The following is a 16,538-nucleotide window of genomic DNA, read 5'->3' as shown; positions in this document are numbered from 1 at the left end:
ACGCCTTCGCAACTCAAGGCGCGAGCCGCGTGAAGACGTAGTCGTGCCCTTTGGCCCGAGCCTCGTGGCAGGCGAAGCAGGTGCGGTGCTGGGCTTCGTCGACCGGCTTGCCGTTGACGAAGCGGCCAAAACCCCAGCCGCCGGTGGCGGCATATTTCCTGGAATCCTTGACCATCACCTGGACCGTGGTGGCAGCGCCGGGAATCGTGGCGGACGCGAATTCCGGTGACGGCTTCCGCTTCCAGGCGCGCTTGACCAGAATGGTGCCGTCCGGGAACGGAAGCTTTCCGGCCTGATAGGCGTCGATTGCCACCTGGTTGCCGACGACCGCGCGAAGCTCGTCGAGCGGCGCGGCCTCTTCGGCCGGCGCGACCAGCTCCCACTGCTTGTAGCCCGCGGGAATCGTGACGCCGAAGATCGGCGAGGCATCGGCTGTCGCGGGACCCTCCGCCAGCGCGATCGAGACCAGGTACGGCACGCAGGTCAGGAGAACGACCAGAAGGAGCGCGGCAAGCACGATCACCGAGGTGAAGGAGAATCTTTTCTTTGCAGGTTCAGTTGGCGTCATGACGTTTCATCAAGCTGGGATCAACGGATGAACCTCGGTCCAGCCCGGCCGGACCGAGGTGCTGACGGATCCTCAGGCGCCGTCGGCGTCGACGACGGCCTTGGCAAAGGCCTGCGGTGCCTCCTGCGGCAGATTGTGGCCGATGCCGCCGGTGATCAGGCGATAGTCGTACCGGCCGGAGAATTTCTTGGCATAGACGCTGGGGTCGGGGTGCGGCGCACCGTTAGCGTCGCCTTCCATCGTGATCGTCGGCACGCTGATCAGCGGAGCCGCCGCGAGCTTCTTTTCGAGCTCCTCGTATTTCGCTTCGCCCTTGGCGAGCCCGAGCCGCCAGCGATAATTGTGGATCGTGATCGCGACATGATCCTTGTTGTCGAGCGCCGCTGCGCTGCGGTCGAAGGTGGCGTCGTCGAACTTCCACTGCGGCGAGGCGAGCTTCCAGATCAGTTTTGCGAAATCGTGCGTGTACTTCTCGTATCCGGCACGGCCGCGCTCGGTCGCGAAATAGAACTGGTACCACCATTGCAGCTCGGCCGACGGCGGCAGCGGCGCGTTGCCGGCGGCCTGGCTGGAGATGAGATAACCGCTGACGGAGACCAGCGCGCGGCAGCGATCCGGCCACAGCGCGGCGATGATGTCGGCGGTACGCGCGCCCCAGTCGAAGCCGGCGACGACCGCCTTCTTGATGTCGAGCTTGTCCATCAGCGCAATGATGTCGGCGGCCATTGCAGCAGGCTCGCCATTGCGCGGCGTCTCGCTGGAGAGAAAGTGCGTCGTGCCGTAGCCACGCAGATAGGGGATGATGACGCGATAGCCGGCCCTTGCCAGGATCGGCGCGACATCGACGAAGGCGTGAATGTCGTAGGGCCAGCCGTGCAGCAGGATCGCGACGGGACCGTTCGACGGGCCAGCCTCGGCATAGCCGACATTGAGGACGCCGGCATCGATCTGCTTGATCGTGCCGAAGGACGCATGCGTTGCGGAGGATCGCGGCGCTTCCGATTCGGCGCGGGCGAGGTCCACCACGCCAAGACCGACGGCGACGGTTCCGGCGGCGATGCCAAGAAACTTGCGGCGATGCTGGTCGATGAGCTGCTTCATGATGGTGCTACCTTGTTGATGGTCGGAGATGTTGGTCAGATCAGCGCGACCGCGACGTCGATGTTGCCGTGGACGGCCCTGGAATAGGGACAGGTCTGGTGCGCCTCATCGACGATGTCGCGCGCGACCTCGCGATCGAGGCCCGGCAGGCTGACGTTGAGGCGGGCCCGGAGAGAGTAAGCGCCCTCATCGAGAAGAAGGTCGATCTCCGCGTCGATCGCGCATTTCCTGGGAAGCGTGATCTTCCGCTTGCGCGCCGCGATCTCCATGGCCCCTTCGAAGCAGGCCGACCAGCCGGCCGCGAACAACTGTTCGGGATTGGTGCCGATGCCGGCGCCGCCCGGCGGAGAGAGCCGCACATCGAGACGGCCGTCCGAACTGCGGGACATGCCGTCCTGCCGCCCGCCGCCGGTGTGGATTCGGGCCGTGTAGAGCAGTTTTGCCGCTTGCGTCATGAAGGTCTCCTCGCCGTCGCGCAACTGACTAGCAGCGGCTGTCGCAGGACACCCGTTTGGACTTGTGAGAAGTTGTGAGATCCCCGCCTGCGCGCCTCATGAGGCCTGCATGCGCGGCCTGACGCCGATGCAGGAGCGGCCTTGCCGGATCGCGATCATCTGGCTATCCGGTCCGTTCACAAGGACCAAGATCTCGCCATGACCGAGCCGGCTGCACCTACGGCAGGACCCCTGTCGTTCGGGCCATTCACCGTGACGCCGCGCGAAAGGCTCGTGACGCGCGACGGCGTCGCGCTGCCGCTCGGCACGAAAGCCTTCGACACGCTGATCGCGCTGATGTCGCGGCCGAACGAGGTCGTCAGCAAGTGGGATCTGATGGCGCTGGTGTGGCCCGGCATGACCGTCGAAGAGGCCAATCTGCGCTTTCATGTCGCAGCGCTGCGTAAAGTCCTCGGCGACGGCAAGGACGGCGCCCGCTACATCACCACGCTCTCCGGCCGCGGCTATTGCTTCGTGGCGCCGATCTCGCAACCGGATATTCCGGCAGAGCGGCGCCCCGCACCGCGCATGGAACTGCCGCCCGTGAAGCTGCCGAACCGGCTGCAGCGGATGGTCGGACGCGACGAAGTGGTCGCGGCCATCTCGGACAGGCTCATCAGCTCGCGTTTCGTCACGATCGTCGGCCCGGGCGGCGTCGGCAAGACCGCCGTTGCGGTGGCGGTCGCTCACGATCTGCTCGCGACCTTCGCCGACGCCGCACACTTTGTTGACCTTGCCGCTCTGAGCGATCCCGATCTCATGATCACCTCGATCCTGCTGATGCTGGGTCTGCCAGCCCAGACTGACGACCCGATGCCCGCGCTGCTCACGCATCTCCGGGACAAGAGGATGCTGCTCATCCTCGACAATTGCGAGCACGTCATCGCCGCCGCAGCGCCGCTGGCGGCGGAGATCTTCCACGCCGCGCCGCATGTCCATATCCTGGCCACGAGCCGCGAAGCCCTGCGCGTCGAGGGCGAGCAGGTCTATCGACTGGCACCGCTTGCCGTTCCGCCTGACGGTGCCGGACTGACGGCGGCCGTCGCACAGACCTATCCCGCGCTTCAGCTGTTCCTCGAGCGAGCGGCCGCCGGCGGCGCGCAGATCGCGCTCGACGACGGCAATACTGCGATCGTCGCCGGCATCTGCCGCAGGCTCGACGGCATGGCCCTCGCGATCGAGCTCGCCGCCGGCCGGGTCGAAGCCTACGGCCTGGAGCAGACGGCGGCCCTGCTCGACGAACGCCTCAATCTGCTGTGGCAGGGGCAGCGCACCGCGCCGCCGCGGCAGAAGACATTGCAGGCGACGCTGGACTGGAGCTACGGGCTCCTGTCCGACATCGAGCGCCTCGTGCTGCGCAGGCTCGCGATCTTCGCCGGCCATTTCACCATCGACGCCGCGCTCGAGCTCGTGCCGGACGACCGTGTCGACCGCGCCCGCCTGTTCGACGCCATCGACAGCCTCGTCGCCAAGTCGATGGTCGCGCCGCGCCCGATCGGCGCGATGATGCGCTACCGGCTGCTCGACACGACGCGCGCCTATCTGCTCGAGATCGAGCCCGATGACGCGGCGCTCGCGGCCCGTCACGCGAGCTACTACCGGCGATGGCTGGAACAGGCCGGTACGACATGGGCGACGGTGCCGAGCGCCGACGAACGCGCGATCCACTTCTCCGCGCTTCACAACGTGCGCGCCGCGCTGGACTGGTGCTTTGGCGCGAACGGCGATGCAGGCATCGGCATTGCGCTCGCCGCTGCGGCCGCTCCCATCTTTCTCGCGATGTCACTGCTGATCGAATGCCGGCGCTGGTCGGAACGGGCGCTGCTTGCGATCGATCCTTCCACACACGGCGGCGCCGAGGAGATGCACATCCAGGCCGCCCTCGGACTGACCCTGATGTTCACGCGCGGCGGCAGCGAAGCGGCGCGCCGCGCCTTGAGCAGAAGCCTTGCGATCGCGGAGGCGCGCGGCGACGCGCCGAACCAGCTCCAGCTGCTCGGCCGCATGCATATCTTCCACGAGCGAATGGGACAGTTCGGTGCCGCGCTTGGCTACGCGCGGCAGAGCCTCACAGTCGCCGAAACGCTGGGCGATGCCGCGTCCATCGGACTCGCCCATTCGCTCCTGGGTGTCTCGCTGCATCTGGCCGGCGAGCATCGCGACGCGCTGAACATGCTGGAGGCTGCCTGGCAGGGTCCGGGTACGGAACGGATCAGCACGGTGCATGGTTTCGATCACCGCAACCGGGCCGGCATCTCGCTCGGGCGAGAGCTTTGGCTGCAGGGCCGGCCCGGGGATGCGCGGCAGCTGGCGCGACAGACGGTCGCCGAGGCCGCGCAGATGGATCATCCGATCACGCTCTGCATCGCGCTGATATGGCAGGTCTCGATCGACCTCTGGAGCGGGGAGCTCGACGATGCGGAAGAGAGCATCGACCGCTTCATCGCGCATGCCGGGTCGCGTTCGATGGGCCCATATCTCTCCGTCGGCCGAGGCGTCAAAGGCGAACTGGCCATCCGGCGCGGCGACGCCGCAGGCGGCGTCGAGACGATAAGGGCCTGCCTGCGCGAGCTCCATGATTCCGGCTATGAGCTTCTCACCACGACGTTCAACATTGCGCTGGTGCAAGGCTTGTTGGCACTGGGGCAGGTCGAGCAGAGCGCCCACCTGATCGACGAGGCGATCCGCCTCGTTGAGCGGAGCGGCGATCATCTCTACATGCCGGAACTGCTACGGATGAAGGCAAGGGTATTGCTGTCCTTGCCGCAGCCGAAGATCGGGGAAGCAGAGGCGTGTCTCAAGCAATCGCTGGAGCTGAGCCGTCGCAAGGGCGCGAAGGCCTGGGTGTTGCGAGCGGCGATCGATCTCGCGGAGCTTCTTGCCGACCAGCACCGCCGCAAGGAGGCAAAGCTGTTGCTGCAATCAGCGCTCGACGGCTTCGCCGAAGGCTCGGAAACGGCTGATATCAGGGCTGCCAGCGCGCGCCTGAAGACGTTGTAACGGCTCTCACCCCGTCGGCGTGCCCTGCCGCCACTGGCCACCGGCGATCTTCGCAGCGGCAATCACCGCCTGCGTTCGGCTCTCGACGCCGAGCTTTTGCAGGATCGCCGAGACATGCGCCTTGATGGTGGCCTCGGAGACGCCGAGTTCGTAGGCGATCTGCTTGTTGAGCAGCCCCTCCGACAGCATCATCAGGACCCGGACCTGCTGCGGCGTCAGCGTCACCAGGCGGTCGCGCAGGCGCGTCATGTCGGGGTCCGTGGCGGCCGACAGGTCGGTGTCGGCGGGAACCCAGACGTCGCCCTCCATCACCTTGAGGATGGCATCGCGCAGCGTCTCGACGCCGAAACGCTTCGGGATGAAACCGGAGGCGCCGAAATCGAGCGAGCGGCGGATCGTGGCGCTGTCGTCGGAGGCCGAGACGATCACCACCGGGATCGCCGGATATTGCGCGCGCAGATAGATCAGGCCGGAAAAGCCGGAGATCCCGGGCATCGAGAGGTCGAGCAGGATCAGGTCGACGTCGGAGGTCTGTTCCAGCAGCTTGGTCAGATCCTCGAACGATCCGGCCTCGTCGATCCTGGCCGAGGTCAGGACGCTCGCCACCGCCTGCCGCAGAGCATCGCGGAACAGGGGATGATCATCGGCAATGACGAGATGGGTCGAGGGAGCGTTCATCGTTCTCTTGCTGTCGTTCGCGCCGGGCCGGCGAGTCGATGCCGCGGCTGGTCAATTCTTCCCTGCCCGGCCGTGGCATGCAAGTGCGCATTATCCCTTTGCTGCAAAGGGGTTAATCCCAGAGCCGTCGCGGCTGCGCACCGGCGCCCGATACCGCACCGTCAGGCGCGCGTCAGTGTGCAAGGCCGAAAGTCGTATTGGGGCGGGTTTCACGCCGATGTTACCTTGGATCCAAGACCTGGGTTGGTCCGGCATGACCGGGCATCCGGGGCGTGAGGAAACGCATTTTTTCGGGGAGCGACTCAACATGTCGACAATGGCCGTGTCTCAATCTGGTGCGGGAGGTATGACGAAGGACGAACGGTTCGTCATTCTCGCCTCCTCGCTGGGTACCGTGTTCGAGTGGTACGATTTTTACCTTTACGGCTCGCTGGCCAGCATCATCGGCGCGCAGTTCTTCTCGGCCTACCCGCCGGCAACCCGCGATATCTTCGCGCTGCTGGCGTTCGCCGCGGGCTTCCTGGTGCGCCCGTTCGGCGCAATCGTGTTCGGCCGCATCGGCGACATCGTCGGCCGGAAGTACACCTTCCTCGTCACCATCCTGATCATGGGTCTGTCGACCTTCATCGTCGGCCTGCTGCCGAATGCGGCAACGATCGGCATCGCGGCCCCGATCATCCTGATCGCGCTGCGCCTCGCCCAGGGCCTCGCGCTCGGCGGTGAGTATGGCGGTGCAGCGACCTATGTCGCGGAGCATGCCCCCAACGGCAGGCGCGGCTACTACACCTCCTTCATCCAGACCACGGCTACGCTCGGCCTGTTCCTGTCGCTGCTGGTGATCCTGTTCACCCGCACCGCGACCGGCGAAGCCGATTTCGCGGCCTGGGGCTGGCGCATCCCGTTCCTGGTCTCGGTGCTGCTGCTCGGCGTCTCGGTCTGGATCCGGCTTCGCCTCAACGAATCGCCGATCTTCCAGAAGATGAAGGACGAGGGCAAGAGCTCGAAGGCGCCGCTGACGGAGGCCTTCGCCAACTGGCAGAATGGCAAGCTCGTGCTGCTCGCGCTGCTCGGCGGCACGATGGGCCAGGGCGTGGTCTGGTACACGGGCCAATTCTACGCGCTGTTCTTCCTGCAATCGATCCTCAAGGTCGACGGCTATACCGCCAACCTCTTGATCGCCTGGTCGCTGCTGCTCGGCACCGGCTTCTTCATCGTGTTCGGCGTGCTCTCCGACAAGATTGGCCGCAAGCCGATCATCCTCGGCGGCTGCCTGATCGCGGCACTGACCTTCTTCCCGATCTTCAAGATGATCACCAGCAACGCCAACCCGGCGCTGGAGAAGGCGATCGAGCAGGCCAAGGTCGAGGTGGTGGCCGATCCCGCGGGCTGCGGCGACCTGTTCAACCCGGTCGGCACCCGCGTCTTCACGGCGCCGTGCGACACCGCCCGCGCCTTCCTGTCACAGTCGTCGGTCAAGTACTCGACGACCAGCGGCCCCGCCGGCTCCGGCGTCAAGGTCGTCGTCAACGGCAAGGACGTAGCCTACGCCAACGCCAAGGACAGCAACGCGGCGGTGCTCGCTGCGGTGCAGGCGGCCGGCTATCCGAAGGCGGGTGACGCCGGCATCGTGAAGATGTCGAATCCGTTCGACATCTTCCGCCCGCAGGTCGCGGCAATCATTGGCCTCCTGTTCATCCTGGTGATCTTCGTCACCATGGTCTACGGGCCGATCGCGGCGATGCTGGTCGAACTGTTCCCGACCAAGATCCGCTACACCTCGATGTCGCTGCCCTACCACATCGGCAACGGCTGGTTCGGCGGACTGTTGCCGGCGACCGCATTCGCGATCGTGGCCTCGACGGGCGATATCTATGCGGGTCTCTGGTATCCGATCGGGTTCGCGGTGATCACCGCCGTGGTCGGTTTCCTGTTCCTGCCCGAGACCAAGGACGTCGACATCAAGTCGAACTGATCGCAAGAAACGATCAACCAACACCAACCGGCCGCGGTCTCCGCGGCCGGTTTTGTTTTGGGGCGAGAGCTTCAGTTCTGATTGGAAACAGAACCGAAGCTCTCGATTCTTGTTTTGACGCGTCTTCTTTTGCGCGAACCGGTATCCACTTCGCTCGAAAACGCTCTATTGATTGCTGCCGATGAATTGCAGCACCACCTCGCGCCGGTGCGGGCGGGCGCGATGCTCGATCAGATAGATCGCCTGCCAGGTGCCAAGCGCGAGCCTGCCGTTCAGGACCGGGACCTGAAGCGAGGTCTGCGTCAGCATCGTCTTGATATGCCCGGGCATGTCGTCGGGCCCCTCGGTGTCGTGGGTCCAGCCGGCATTCTCCGGCGCGAGCCTGGATAGCGCGGTGGTGAGATCGACAAGCACGGAGGGATCGGCGTTTTCCTGGATCGTCAGGGAAGCCGAAGTGTGACGGATGAACAGCGTCAGCGCGCCGTCGCGCGCGCGGGCCTCGGCGATGAACGCCGCTGCTTCGCGGGTAAGGTCCGTGAAGCCGCGCCCCTGCGTCTGCACGGTCAGCAGCGACGATACGACGACGGTGGCCTGCACGGTCGATGGTGCTGAGCGCGTCAGCGATCTGGCGGATGTCATCAAAGCTCTCGATGTGTCGTCCTGGCGAAAGCCAGGACCCATTACCCCAAATGCTCATGATGGCGAAAGGTGGCGACGCGCATCGAGAAAAACAGAGAGGCCTCGGCGTATGGGTCCTGGCCTTCGCCAGGACGACACCAAGAGGTCCCCTCTCAAATCTTCCCCGACACGTCCTTCTGCACGCGGTTGGCCATGTCGATCAGCCGACGCCAGGCCTTTTCCAGAAACGACATCACACGATCCAGGTCCTGGTCGCTCGGCAGCGGGATCTCGATCTTGCGCTCGCCCTCGGCGACCTTCGGATCCGCTTTCTTGAGCGGGTCGGATTTCGGCAGCGCCTCGTCGATCTTGCCCGACACGGTCGGTCCCGCCGCGATCTGTCCCTTCAGCTTCTCGACTTCGGCCTGGAGCCTGCCGATCTCGACGTCGAGCGCGGTACGTTCGTCGGGCACCGCGTAGCAGGCCCAGCCGGCGCCGTTCTTGGTGCAGGTCGACACCGTGCCGGTGCGGGTGTCGAGCCGCAGCACACCCTCGGGGATCGGCGTCATGCTGTAGCGGCCGTTTTCGCTGTCGGGCGCCGATTGCGCGGCAACGAGACCGCCGCTGGTGGCCATCACCGCGGCCAGCGCCGCTGCAGCAAACCATGATGTTGTGGACGACGTCGCTGGTCTCATCGCACTCTCCGCCACGACGCGCGGGTGGCACATCCGCAATTCTACACCCCGGCGAGGCCATCCGCCGCCAAAAACACGCGCCCTGAATCAACGATCCCGGCGGCCCGTTTGATCCCGGCGGCACGGCGAAATGGCGGCCGCATCCACCGATCATGAGGAGAGCTGCTGCGGTGCGGCGTCACGCTGTGTGCAGCGCTGCCGTGCGGGCCGATATCATCAAATAAATCAGATACATAACGGAAAGCGACGCAATCGTGACTTGGCTTGACTTGATTATGGGCCATCAGTATGGTCCGCGCGGCTTTTGAGGGTGGCGGGCGTAATTTCCATTCAGCCGCGGTGTTTCGGGTCTTCGTTGCATGACACAGGGCACGGGACACGGGGAGAATGGAGATCGCGATAGATCGCCCGAGGAAGCTGCGCTTTCCGAACGGCTCGGAAATCTTGATCAGCGGTTGTCCGAGTTTCGCGACCGCCACGTCAAGACCGAGCAACCCGCAGGTGACGGCGAAGACAGAGCGGCCAGAGCTTCGGCGATGGCGCTTGGTTTCCGGCTATCCTCCGAGTTGGTCGCCGGTGTCGTTGTCGGAGCGGGGATTGGCTGGGGGTTCGACCGCTTGCTGTCGACGTCGCCTTTCGGATTTATCGTGTTCCTGCTGCTCGGCTTCGTGGCCGGCGTGGTGAATGTGGTGAGAACGGCAGGCGCGGGTCAGAACAGGCGCGGTGGTTCTTAAGCGATCCGCACAGGAGAGGAATGATCGTACCGGCCTCGCCGGTACGGGCCGGCCCGGCCGGCAGACCGAGACCCGCCGGCATTGCCCGGCAGACCAAGAGATGCCGCGCTGATGAAAATCGATCCGATCCACCAGTTCAACATCGAGCCTCTCTTCACGATCGGCCATATCGGCAATCACACGATCGCCTTCACCAATTCGTCGCTCTACATGCTGGTGGCAGTGGCGATCATCTCGCTCCTGATGCTTGCCAGCGGCACGCAGCTGGTTCCCGGGCGCCTCCAGTCGGTCGCCGAAATCTCCTACGAGTTCGTCGCCTCGACCATCCGTTCGACGGCCGGCTCGGAAGGCATGAAGTTCTTCCCGCTGATCTTCTCGCTGTTCATGTTCATCTGCGTCTCGAACCTGATCGGCATCATTCCCTACACCTTCACGGTGTCGAGCCATCTGATCGTGACGGCAGCCCTGGCGCTCCTGGTCTTCTTCACCGTCCTGATCTACGGCGTTGCCAAGAACGGCCTGAAATTCTTCTCGATCTTCGTGCCCCACGGTGTCCCCGGCTACATCCTGCCGCTGGTGATGTTCATCGAGATCCTGTCGTTCTTCCTGCGGCCGGTCTCCCACAGCGTCCGTCTGTTCGCAAACATGCTGGCCGGCCACATCGCGCTGAAGGTGTTCGCGGGCTTCGTCGCCATGCTCGGCTTCTCGCTCGGCGCCCTCGGCTGGGTCGGCGGCGTGCTGCCGCTGGCGCTCACGGTTGCGCTGTACGCTCTCGAGATTCTGGTCGCGTTCCTCCAGGCCTACGTGTTCGCGATCCTGACCTGCATCTACCTCAACGACGCCATTCATCCGGGACACTGAACGGTCCGGGGAATTTCCACCCAAAACCCAATCTTTCTTCCAAGGAGTCTAAAATGGATCCGGCAGCAGCAAAACTTATCGGCGCGGGCATCGCGTGCATCGGCATGGGCGGTGCGGGCGTCGGCGTCGGCGTGATCTTCGGCAACTACCTCGCCGCGGCCGTTCGCAACCCGTCGGCCGCTCAGGGCCAGTTCGGCAACCTGATCTTCGGCTTTGCCGTGACCGAAGCGCTCGGCATTTTCTCGCTGCTGATCGCACTGCTGCTGCTGTTCGTTCCGCTCTGAGGACGACGTTTCGCGCCGCTTCAACCGAAGCGGCGCGCATGACAGCAACAGGAGAACTCCATGGCTGAGAGTCATGGCGGGGCGAAAAGTCCGGCGGCGGGCGCCCACACCGGGGCCGAAGGTGGTCACGGTGGCGGCTTTCCGCCGTTCGAGAGCAGCACTTATGCTTCGCAGCTGGTGTCGCTCGCGATCTTCTTCGTCGTGCTTTACGTGATCGTGTCCAAGCTCGCTTTGCCGCGCGTCGGCGGTGCGATCGAGGCCCGTCAGAACAAGATCGAAGGCGATCTCGCCGAAGCGCAGAAGCTGAAGGACCAGTCCGACGCGGCGCTGAAGGCCTATGAAAGCGAGCTCGCTTCGGCGCGCACGCGAGCGCAGGCGATCGGCAACGAATCCCGCGACAAGGCAAATGCGCAGGCGGACGCCGAGCGCAAGGCGCTGGAAGAGCAACTGGCGGCCAAGCTCGCCGAGGCGGAAAAGACCATCGCCTCGACGCGTGCGAGCGCCATGAGCAACGTCCGCGGCATCGCGGCCGACGCGGCAGGCCAGATCGTACAGCAGCTCACCGGCGTGGTTCCGGATGCGGCGTCGGTCAACGCTGCCGTTGATGCGTCCTTGAAGGGTTAGTCGATATGTTCTTCGATCCTGAAACCTGGGTCGCCATCGCCTTCGTGATCCTGATGGTCGTGTTCGGCTATCTCGGGGTCTTCAAGAAGGCGATGGTTGCGCTCGATCATCGCGCCGACCGCATCAAGGCCGAGCTCGACGACGCGACGCGTCTCAAGCAGGAAGCCGCCAAGGTGCTGGCCGACTACAAGGCGCGCACCGCCTCGGCCGAGCGCGAGGCCGCCGACATCATCGCCAACGCCAAGGTCGAAGCCGAGCGCATCGCGACCGAGGCCAAGGCAAAGGTGGAAGACTTCGTCGCCCGCAGGACCAAGACCGCGGAGAGCAAGATCGCGCTCGCCGAGGCCCAGGCGCTGGCCGATGTCCGCGCCGCAGCCGCGGAAGCCGCCGTCCAGGCCGCCTCCACGATCCTGTCGCAGTCGGTCAAGGGCCAGGTCGCCGACGACCTGCTCGCCAAGAGCATCAGCGAGGTTCGGCAGAAGCTGAACTGAGGGCTTTGCTCTCATCAATCAAAAAGCCGGCGCGATGAGCGCCGGCTTTTTTGTTTGTCGGGCGCTGTACCCGCAAATTGGATGTCATCACCCGCGAAGGCGGGTGATCCAGTATTCCAGAGACAGCAATGGGGTACGGAGAAGCCGCGCCGTACTGGATGCCCCGCCGGAGCCTGTCATCGGGCTCGCCGAAGGCGAGACCCGTTGGCGGGGCATGACAGCTAAGTTGGCGGCCACCTACTTCTTCTTCCCGCGCGCCTTCGGCTCGGGCGAGAGCGCCTGCGGGTCGAAGCCGACATAGAAGATGTAGGAATCGGCGGTCGCCGTTGACGGGACCGGATAGGACAGATCCTCGGCGACGAAGGTGAAGGGCACGCTGCCGCCTTCCGACATCCCGACCGTGGTCCGGTAGGCCTTCGAGGCGATCACCTTCTCGCCGACGCCGCCCTGCACCACGGCGATGCGCAAGGGCACATCGACCGAGGCAGGCGCACCGGCGGGACCGGCGATGACGCGGCCCTGGATGCCGATCCGGGCCGTGATGTCGCCGCCGTTGCGGACGCATTCACGCGCCATCTTGGTGATGGTGGCCTGGAAGCGGACCTCATTGCCGACGGCCGGCTTGCCGGTGGCACCGACCGCATAGGTCGAGGCTCCGGCACGCACCGTGACCTGCGGGCAATCGAGATCGTCGTCGGCCGCAGGCTGGCCTGGCGCAGGCGCCGGCTTGGGCTGGGCCGGATCCTCGTCGGACTTGCCGCCGAACAGGCTCTTGAAGCGGTCGCTGAACGACTGGGCCGCCACCGGCGAGGCGGACGCGAACGCAACCGACAACGCCAGCGCGATCGCTGTCCCCCGCCGCAACGCATTTCGCGCTGACCGAAGCTCGTGCACCATCAACGCCCATACTCCATGACAACAACCCGGCCGATCGCCAGCCTTCCCCGCCGCGTTATATCGCCAAAATCGGCGAACCCAAGGCAAGCAAATAAGGCAGGACACCGGAGACTTTGGCTGTACGAACCGACTGGCTCAGCCGCGGAAATCCTCGTGCAGCAGGCCGAACAGCAAATGGTCCTGCCAGACCCCGTTGATGCAGAGATAGCGGCGCGCCAAACCCTCCCGGGAGAAGCCGCACTTCTCCAGCACCCGGATCGACGGTGCATTGGTGGGGATGCAGGCGGCCTCGACCCGGTGCAGGTTGAGCTCGCCGAACAGCGTCGGCAGCAGCACCCGCAGCGCAGCCGTCATGTAGCCGCGATGGGCATGGGGCTGGCCGACCCAATAGCCGATGGTGCCGGCCTGGACGATGCCGCGCCGGACATTGGCGAGCGTGATGCCGCCGACCATGGCGCCGTCGAGTTCACGGAAGATCAAAAAGGGGTAGGAGCGGTCCGCGGCGATATCCTCGGAATAGCGACGCAGGCGGCGGCGAAAGCCGGAGCGCGTCAGGTCGTCCGACGGCCAGATCGGCTCCCAGGGCGTGAGATAGTCGCGGCTGGACTCGCGCAAGTGAGCCCACTGCAGGAAATCCGACATCTGCGGTGAGCGCAGCAAAAGCCCGTTGCCGCGCGGCGCGAGGGCGGCGGGTCCACTGGATGGCAGGCGAAAGAGGGCCATGGTGATGCTTCCCGGGGCGGGTCAGCCCGTGCGCGGCTCCTAATGCAGCCGCGCCTTGGCACGTGCCCGGGTCAATCCTTCCGCAAAAGATACCGCCGTGTCCAGACCCCTGCCACTGCCTAATGCGACAACCGCAGGCCGGCTGCGCGAAAGCAGTGCACGCGCCGCATCCCGGGTCGATTCGACGCTGACGGCGTCGATCCGGGCCACCAGCTCCTGCACCGTCTGCGGCCGGCCATAGGCCAGCACGTGGCGGGCGAGCTGCTCGGCACGGGACGAGCAGCTCTCCAGCGCCATCAGGAGGCCCGCCTTCATCTGCGCCTTGGCCCGCGCAATCTCGGCCTCGGTCAGGGTCTCCACCGAATCATTCATGATGTCGACCACGACCTCCATCATCTCCGGCGCGTCGGCCGGATCGGTACCGGTGTACAGGCCGAAGAAGCCGGTATCAGTATAGGGCGCGTGGAAACTGTAGATCGAGTAGCAGAGGCCGCGCTTCTCGCGCACCTCCTGGAACAGCCGCGACGACATTCCGCCGCCGAGGATGTTGGTGAAGACCTGGAGCGAGAACAGCGACAGATCGTTCTGCGGCACGCCCTCCAGCGCCAGCGTCAGATGCGCCTGCTCGAGCTCGCGATGCACGACCTTGGCGCCGCCCTTGCCGAACTGGGCGGTCTGCGGCTTCGGACCCGGCGTGCCCTCGAAACTCGCAAAGCGTTTCTCGGCCTCGGCGACCACCTGCTTGTGATCGACCGCGCCGGCGGCGGCCACCACCATGTCGGGCCCGCGATAATGGGTCGACAGATAGCCGCGCAGCATGTCGCGGTTGAAGGCGCGCAGCGTCTTGGCGGTGCCGAGCAGCGAGCGGCCCATCGGCTGATCGGGATAGCAGAGCTCGTTGAGATGCTCGAACACGACGTCGTCGGGCGTGTCCTGCGCGGCACCGATCTCCTGCACGATGACGTTCTTCTCGCGCTCCAGCTCGTCGGGCTCGAAGGCGGGATTGGCCAGGATGTCGGCGAGCACGTCGAGCGCCAGCGGCACGTCGGCCTTCAGCACCCGCGCATAATACGACGTGGTCTCGGTCGAGGTGCCGGCATTGAGGTCGCCGCCGACCGCCTCGATCTCCTCGACGATCTCGCGCGAGGAGCGCTTCGTCGTGCCCTTGAACGCCATGTGCTCCAGCAGATGCGAGATGCCGTGCTCGTTGGGCTTCTCGTCGCGTCCGCCGACGCCGGCCCAGACCCCGAGCGCCGCAGTCTCGAGATGGGGCATCTTGTCGGTGACGACGGTGAGGCCGGACGCAAGCTTGGAAATCTCGACGCTCATCCGGCAACTCCCTGTTTTGCGGCGCGGCTGACCGACAGCACGAACCGCTCGACCTCGCCCTGATCGTTCTTCATCACCTTCATGTGTTCGGATTTGGTCATGAGGCCGTCGAGCCAGGCCGGCAATTGCGGCCGCTGGCCGCAGGCCGCCTCGACCGCGTCGGGGAATTTGGCCGGATGCGCGGTGGAGAGCACGATGCTGGGCACCGTGGTGTCGGTGGTATCGCGGTCGGCGACTGCGAGCGCGACCGCAGTATGGGGATCGACCAGCTCGCCCGCCTCGCGCCAGGCGGCGCGGATCGCGGCCGCGGTTTCGGTCTCGTCGGCGCGCCCGGCGTCGAACTCCTCGCGGATCGCGGCCAGCGTCGCATCGGGCAGCACGAAGCGCCCCGACTGCTTCAGCGACTCCATGAAACGGCGCACACCGGCCGCATCGCGCCGGCCGGCTTCGAACAGCAGCCGCTCGAAATTCGAGGAGATCTGGATGTCCATCGACGGCGACGCCGTGGCGTGCACCTCGCGCACCTCGTAGATGCCGGTCTTCAGCGTACGGGCGAGGATGTCGTTGACGTTGGCGGCGATGCGCAGGGTGCGCACCGGCAGGCCCATGCGCTTGGCGACGTAGCCGGCAAAGATGTCGCCGAAATTGCCGGTCGGCACGACGAAGTCCACCGCGCGCGCCGGCGCGCCGACGGCGACGGCGGAGGTGAAGTAATAGACCACCTGCGCGATGATACGCGCCCAGTTGATGGAGTTGACGCCGGACAGCGAGGTCGCATCGCGGAAGCGATGGTTGTTGAACATCGCCTTCACGAGCGCCTGACAGTCGTCGAAATTGCCTTCGATGGCGAGCGCATGCACGTTGGCCGCGCCCGTCGTCGTCATCATCCGCCGCTGTACCTCGGAGATGCGGCCGTGCGGGAACAGCACGATGAGATCGACGTTCTCGAGCCCCGCGAAGGCTTCGACCGCAGCGCCGCCGGTGTCGCCGGAGGTCGCAACCACGATGGTGGTGCGCTGGCCGCGCTTGGCGAGCACATGGTCCATCAGCCGCGAGATCAGCTGCATCGCCACGTCCTTGAAGGCGAGCGTCGGACCGTGGAACAGCTCCAGCACGAACTGGTGCGGCGACATCTGGCGCAGCGGCACCACCGCGGGATGGCGGAAGGTGGCGTAGGCCTCGTTGGCCATGCGACCGAGCTCGGCGTCCGTGATCTCGCCGCCGGCGAAGGGACGGATCACGTCGACCGCGACCTCCCAATAGGGACGGCCGAAGAAGCCGGCGATCGTGTCAGCCGAGAGCTGCGGCCAGATGGCCGGCACGTACAGGCCGCCGTCGCGGGCAAGCCCGGTCAGCATCACGTCACAGAAGCCGAGTTCGGGGGCCTCGCCCCGGGTCGAGATATAACGAGTCAAACTGCCCTCCAAAGGCCGGCCGAGCCGGAGCTCGATCCGTAAGCCTTTGATTTC

18 protein-coding genes are annotated in these 16,538 nt (G+C 65.5%); 7 read left to right on the top strand and 11 right to left on the bottom strand.

Annotated elements, in window-relative coordinates:
* Positions 1-13 precede the first annotated feature (13 nt).
* From BM118_RS15710 to BM118_RS15700, 3 genes are all read right to left on the bottom strand, one after another.
* Entirely contained in the window at positions 14-568 is a 555-nt protein-coding gene (locus BM118_RS15710) for a cytochrome P460 family protein (RefSeq protein WP_092186458.1), read from the bottom strand.
* A 72-nt stretch (positions 569-640) separates the two neighbouring features.
* Positions 641-1,669 carry an alpha/beta fold hydrolase gene (locus tag BM118_RS15705; protein ID WP_092186457.1) on the bottom strand — a complete coding sequence of 343 codons (1,029 nt, stop codon included), beginning with the start codon at positions 1,667-1,669 and terminating at the stop codon, positions 641-643.
* A 35-nt stretch (positions 1,670-1,704) separates the two neighbouring features.
* Entirely contained in the window at positions 1,705-2,124 is a 420-nt protein-coding gene (locus tag BM118_RS15700; protein ID WP_092187020.1) for an organic hydroperoxide resistance protein, read from the bottom strand.
* Positions 2,125-2,322: 198 nt separating this feature from the next.
* Here BM118_RS15700 and BM118_RS15695 point away from each other — a divergent pair, with 198 nt between their 5' ends.
* Positions 2,323-5,163 (top strand): ATP-binding protein, encoded by a 2,841-nt coding sequence (locus BM118_RS15695; protein ID WP_092186456.1) that lies wholly within the window; start codon positions 2,323-2,325, stop codon positions 5,161-5,163.
* Positions 5,164-5,169: 6 nt separating this feature from the next.
* Here BM118_RS15695 and BM118_RS15690 read toward each other — a convergent pair whose 3' ends face one another.
* Positions 5,170-5,841 (bottom strand): response regulator, encoded by a 672-nt coding sequence (locus BM118_RS15690; RefSeq protein ID WP_092186455.1) that lies wholly within the window; start codon positions 5,839-5,841, stop codon positions 5,170-5,172.
* A 346-nt stretch (positions 5,842-6,187) separates the two neighbouring features.
* Here BM118_RS15690 and BM118_RS15685 point away from each other — a divergent pair, with 346 nt between their 5' ends.
* Complete coding sequence (locus BM118_RS15685; RefSeq protein WP_177234351.1) at positions 6,188-7,813, top strand: MFS transporter; 1,626 nt, start codon at positions 6,188-6,190, stop codon at positions 7,811-7,813.
* Between the two features lie 165 nt (positions 7,814-7,978).
* On the opposite strand, the gene BM118_RS15680 is transcribed toward BM118_RS15685, so the two are convergent.
* From BM118_RS15680 to BM118_RS41425, 3 genes are all read right to left on the bottom strand, one after another.
* Positions 7,979-8,452, bottom strand: a complete 474-nt coding sequence (locus tag BM118_RS15680) for a secondary thiamine-phosphate synthase enzyme YjbQ (protein ID WP_092186453.1) — start codon at positions 8,450-8,452, stop codon at positions 7,979-7,981.
* Between the two features lie 152 nt (positions 8,453-8,604).
* Positions 8,605-9,126, bottom strand: coding sequence for a hypothetical protein (locus tag BM118_RS15675; protein ID WP_177234350.1), 522 nt, complete (start codon positions 9,124-9,126; stop codon positions 8,605-8,607).
* Between the two features lie 41 nt (positions 9,127-9,167).
* Positions 9,168-9,410: a hypothetical protein gene (locus BM118_RS41425; protein ID WP_177234349.1), complete on the bottom strand. Its 243-nt coding sequence runs from the start codon at positions 9,408-9,410 to the stop codon at positions 9,168-9,170.
* Positions 9,411-9,485: 75 nt separating this feature from the next.
* Here BM118_RS41425 and BM118_RS15670 point away from each other — a divergent pair, with 75 nt between their 5' ends.
* The 5 genes from BM118_RS15670 to BM118_RS15650 all read left to right on the top strand — a co-directional run bounded on the left by BM118_RS15670 (position 9,486) and on the right by BM118_RS15650 (position 12,120).
* Positions 9,486-9,860: an AtpZ/AtpI family protein gene (locus BM118_RS15670; protein WP_092186451.1), complete on the top strand. Its 375-nt coding sequence runs from the start codon at positions 9,486-9,488 to the stop codon at positions 9,858-9,860.
* A gap of 111 nt (positions 9,861-9,971) precedes the next feature.
* The gene (locus BM118_RS15665) at positions 9,972-10,721 is read left to right on the top strand and encodes a F0F1 ATP synthase subunit A (RefSeq protein ID WP_092186450.1); all 750 of its coding nucleotides are present in this window, start codon (positions 9,972-9,974) and stop codon (positions 10,719-10,721) included.
* 53 nt (positions 10,722-10,774) lie between these two features.
* Positions 10,775-11,005 carry a F0F1 ATP synthase subunit C gene (locus BM118_RS15660; RefSeq protein WP_007599451.1) on the top strand — a complete coding sequence of 77 codons (231 nt, stop codon included), beginning with the start codon at positions 10,775-10,777 and terminating at the stop codon, positions 11,003-11,005.
* Between the two features lie 60 nt (positions 11,006-11,065).
* Complete coding sequence (locus BM118_RS15655) at positions 11,066-11,629, top strand: F0F1 ATP synthase subunit B (RefSeq protein WP_092186449.1); 564 nt, start codon at positions 11,066-11,068, stop codon at positions 11,627-11,629.
* A gap of 5 nt (positions 11,630-11,634) precedes the next feature.
* A complete protein-coding gene (locus BM118_RS15650; RefSeq protein ID WP_092186448.1) occupies positions 11,635-12,120 on the top strand; it encodes a F0F1 ATP synthase subunit B family protein in 486 nt (161 codons plus the stop codon).
* 237 nt (positions 12,121-12,357) lie between these two features.
* Here BM118_RS15650 and BM118_RS15645 read toward each other — a convergent pair whose 3' ends face one another.
* The 4 genes from BM118_RS15645 to thrC all read right to left on the bottom strand — a co-directional run bounded on the left by BM118_RS15645 (position 12,358) and on the right by thrC (position 16,484).
* Positions 12,358-13,017, bottom strand: coding sequence for a hypothetical protein (locus BM118_RS15645; protein WP_092186447.1), 660 nt, complete (start codon positions 13,015-13,017; stop codon positions 12,358-12,360).
* 135 nt (positions 13,018-13,152) lie between these two features.
* Positions 13,153-13,740 carry a GNAT family N-acetyltransferase gene (locus BM118_RS15640; protein ID WP_092186446.1) on the bottom strand — a complete coding sequence of 196 codons (588 nt, stop codon included), beginning with the start codon at positions 13,738-13,740 and terminating at the stop codon, positions 13,153-13,155.
* Positions 13,741-13,779: 39 nt separating this feature from the next.
* Positions 13,780-15,069, bottom strand: a complete 1,290-nt coding sequence (locus BM118_RS15635) for a M16 family metallopeptidase (RefSeq protein WP_092186445.1) — start codon at positions 15,067-15,069, stop codon at positions 13,780-13,782.
* The gene (gene thrC / locus BM118_RS15630) at positions 15,066-16,484 is read right to left on the bottom strand and encodes a threonine synthase (RefSeq protein ID WP_177234348.1); all 1,419 of its coding nucleotides are present in this window, start codon (positions 16,482-16,484) and stop codon (positions 15,066-15,068) included. The genes BM118_RS15635 and thrC overlap by 4 nt, the downstream gene beginning before the upstream one ends.
* Between the last annotated feature and the right edge of the window lie 54 nt (positions 16,485-16,538).

This window comes from Bradyrhizobium sp. cf659, from assembly GCF_900113725.1.
Classification (GTDB): Bacteria; Pseudomonadota; Alphaproteobacteria; order Rhizobiales; family Xanthobacteraceae; genus Bradyrhizobium.
The sequence above is the reverse complement of the archived record's forward strand: the minus strand, read 5'-3'. Positions and strand labels throughout refer to the sequence as shown.

Excerpts from the sequence above, each read along its gene's own strand:
- BM118_RS15700 (WP_092187020.1), bottom strand. The coding sequence starts at position 2,124 with ATGACGCAAGCGGCAAAACTGCTCTACACGGCCCGAATCCACACCGGC.
- BM118_RS15670 (WP_092186451.1), top strand. The coding sequence starts at position 9,486 with ATGACACAGGGCACGGGACACGGGGAGAATGGAGATCGCGATAGATCG.
- BM118_RS15655 (WP_092186449.1), top strand. The coding sequence starts at position 11,066 with ATGGCTGAGAGTCATGGCGGGGCGAAAAGTCCGGCGGCGGGCGCCCAC.
- BM118_RS15675 (WP_177234350.1), bottom strand. The coding sequence starts at position 9,126 with ATGAGACCAGCGACGTCGTCCACAACATCATGGTTTGCTGCAGCGGCG.
- BM118_RS15690 (WP_092186455.1), bottom strand. The coding sequence starts at position 5,841 with ATGAACGCTCCCTCGACCCATCTCGTCATTGCCGATGATCATCCCCTG.
- BM118_RS15640 (WP_092186446.1), bottom strand. The coding sequence starts at position 13,740 with ATGGCCCTCTTTCGCCTGCCATCCAGTGGACCCGCCGCCCTCGCGCCG.
- BM118_RS15635 (WP_092186445.1), bottom strand. The coding sequence starts at position 15,069 with ATGAGCGTCGAGATTTCCAAGCTTGCGTCCGGCCTCACCGTCGTCACC.
- BM118_RS15660 (WP_007599451.1), top strand. The coding sequence starts at position 10,775 with ATGGATCCGGCAGCAGCAAAACTTATCGGCGCGGGCATCGCGTGCATC.
- BM118_RS15665 (WP_092186450.1), top strand. The coding sequence starts at position 9,972 with ATGAAAATCGATCCGATCCACCAGTTCAACATCGAGCCTCTCTTCACG.
- BM118_RS15645 (WP_092186447.1), bottom strand. The coding sequence starts at position 13,017 with ATGGTGCACGAGCTTCGGTCAGCGCGAAATGCGTTGCGGCGGGGGACA.
- BM118_RS15680 (WP_092186453.1), bottom strand. The coding sequence starts at position 8,452 with ATGACATCCGCCAGATCGCTGACGCGCTCAGCACCATCGACCGTGCAG.
- BM118_RS15685 (WP_177234351.1), top strand. The coding sequence starts at position 6,188 with ATGACGAAGGACGAACGGTTCGTCATTCTCGCCTCCTCGCTGGGTACC.
- BM118_RS15710 (WP_092186458.1), bottom strand. The coding sequence starts at position 568 with ATGACGCCAACTGAACCTGCAAAGAAAAGATTCTCCTTCACCTCGGTG.
- BM118_RS41425 (WP_177234349.1), bottom strand. The coding sequence starts at position 9,410 with ATGGCCCATAATCAAGTCAAGCCAAGTCACGATTGCGTCGCTTTCCGT.
- BM118_RS15705 (WP_092186457.1), bottom strand. The coding sequence starts at position 1,669 with ATGAAGCAGCTCATCGACCAGCATCGCCGCAAGTTTCTTGGCATCGCC.
- BM118_RS15650 (WP_092186448.1), top strand. The coding sequence starts at position 11,635 with ATGTTCTTCGATCCTGAAACCTGGGTCGCCATCGCCTTCGTGATCCTG.
- BM118_RS15695 (WP_092186456.1), top strand. The coding sequence starts at position 2,323 with ATGACCGAGCCGGCTGCACCTACGGCAGGACCCCTGTCGTTCGGGCCA.